Raw genomic sequence first — 2,500 nt, 5'->3', positions numbered from 1 at the left:
TGGAGGACCGAACCGACTACCGTTGAAAAGTTAGCGGATGACCTGTGGATCGGAGTGAAAGGCTAATCAAGCTCGGAGATAGCTGGTTCTCCTCGAAAGCTATTTAGGTAGCGCCTCATGTATCACTGTAGGGGGTAGAGCACTGTTTCGGCTAGGGGGTCATCCCGACTTACCAAACCGATGCAAACTCCGAATACCTACAAGTGCCGAGCATGGGAGACACACGGCGGGTGCTAACGTCCGTCGTGAAAAGGGAAACAACCCAGACCGTCAGCTAAGGTCCCAAAGTTATGGTTAAGTGGGAAACGATGTGGGAAGGCTTAGACAGCTAGGAGGTTGGCTTAGAAGCAGCCACCCTTTAAAGAAAGCGTAATAGCTCACTAGTCGAGTCGGCCTGCGCGGAAGATGTAACGGGGCTCAAACCATACACCGAAGCTACGGGTATCATCTTCGGATGATGCGGTAGAGGAGCGTTCTGTAAGCCTGTGAAGGTGAGTTGAGAAGCTTGCTGGAGGTATCAGAAGTGCGAATGCTGACATGAGTAACGACAATGGGTGTGAAAAACACCCACGCCGAAAGACCAAGGTTTCCTGCGCAACGTTAATCGACGCAGGGTTAGTCGGTCCCTAAGGCGAGGCTGAAAAGCGTAGTCGATGGAAAACAGGTTAATATTCCTGTACTTCTGGTTATTGCGATGGAGGGACGGAGAAGGCTAGGCCAGCTTGGCGTTGGTTGTCCAAGTTTAAGGTGGTAGGCTGAGATCTTAGGTAAATCCGGGATCTTAAGGCCGAGAGCTGATGACGAGTTACCCTCTGGGTGACGAAGTGGTTGATGCCATGCTTCCAAGAAAAGCTTCTAAGCTTCAGATAACCAGGAACCGTACCCCAAACCGACACAGGTGGTTGGGTAGAGAATACCAAGGCGCTTGAGAGAACTCGGGTGAAGGAACTAGGCAAAATGGCACCGTAACTTCGGGAGAAGGTGCGCCGGTGAGGGTGAAGCACTTGCTGCGTAAGCCCACGCCGGTCGAAGATACCAGGCCGCTGCGACTGTTTATTAAAAACACAGCACTCTGCAAACACGAAAGTGGACGTATAGGGTGTGACGCCTGCCCGGTGCCGGAAGGTTAATTGATGGGGTTAGCTAACGCGAAGCTCTTGATCGAAGCCCCGGTAAACGGCGGCCGTAACTATAACGGTCCTAAGGTAGCGAAATTCCTTGTCGGGTAAGTTCCGACCTGCACGAATGGCGTAACGATGGCGGCGCTGTCTCCACCCGAGACTCAGTGAAATTGAAATCGCTGTGAAGATGCAGTGTATCCGCGGCTAGACGGAAAGACCCCGTGAACCTTTACTATAGCTTTGCACTGGACTTTGAATTTGCTTGTGTAGGATAGGTGGGAGGCTTTGAAGCGTGGACGCCAGTTCGCGTGGAGCCATCCTTGAAATACCACCCTGGCAACTTTGAGGTTCTAACTCAGGTCCGTTATCCGGATCGAGGACAGTGTATGGTGGGTAGTTTGACTGGGGCGGTCTCCTCCTAAAGAGTAACGGAGGAGTACGAAGGTGCGCTCAGACCGGTCGGAAATCGGTCGTAGAGTATAAAGGCAAAAGCGCGCTTGACTGCGAGACAGACACGTCGAGCAGGTACGAAAGTAGGTCTTAGTGATCCGGTGGTTCTGTATGGAAGGGCCATCGCTCAACGGATAAAAGGTACTCCGGGGATAACAGGCTGATACCGCCCAAGAGTTCATATCGACGGCGGTGTTTGGCACCTCGATGTCGGCTCATCACATCCTGGGGCTGAAGCCGGTCCCAAGGGTATGGCTGTTCGCCATTTAAAGTGGTACGCGAGCTGGGTTTAGAACGTCGTGAGACAGTTCGGTCCCTATCTGCCGTGGACGTTTGAGATTTGAGAGGGGCTGCTCCTAGTACGAGAGGACCGGAGTGGACGAACCTCTGGTGTTCCGGTTGTCACGCCAGTGGCATTGCCGGGTAGCTATGTTCGGGAAAGATAACCGCTGAAAGCATCTAAGCGGGAAACTTGCCTCAAGATGAGATCTCACTGGGACCTTGAGTCCCCTGAAGGGCCGTCGAAGACTACGACGTTGATAGGTTGGGTGTGTAAGCGCTGTGAGGCGTTGAGCTAACCAATACTAATTGCCCGTGAGGCTTGACCATATAACACCCAAGCAATTTGCGAACTCGGAAGAGGCCAGATTGCGGTGTGTGAAGACGCAAGAACCGAAAGTTCGAGATACTCACCAAACACCGAAGCTATCACCTACCCAATTTGCTGAAGCGAGGCCATCTGGTCACGACTCGGTACCCGAATTTCTTGACGACCATAGAGCATTGGAACCACCTGATCCCATCCCGAACTCAGCAGTGAAACGATGCATCGCCGATGGTAGTGTGGGGTTTCCCCATGTGAGAGTAGGTCATCGTCAAGATTAAATTCCGAAACCCCAATTGCGAAAGCAGTTGGGGTTTTGTTTTTG

At 52.4% G+C, this 2,500-nt stretch carries 2 rRNA genes (1 of these 2 cut by a window edge); both read left to right on the top strand.

The features are described 5' to 3' along the window. Positions 1-2,180 (top strand): 23S ribosomal RNA (locus tag ACEN8Z_RS00010); it begins 714 nt to the left of the window's first position. 156 nt (positions 2,181-2,336) lie between these two features. After that, a 5S ribosomal RNA gene (rrf, locus tag ACEN8Z_RS00005) occupies positions 2,337-2,452 on the top strand. Positions 2,453-2,500 lie beyond the last annotated feature (48 nt).

The organism is Pseudomonas sp. Pseusp10, from assembly GCF_059492225.1.
Note: the sequence above shows the minus strand (reverse complement) of the source record. Positions and strands in the feature narration are given on the sequence as shown.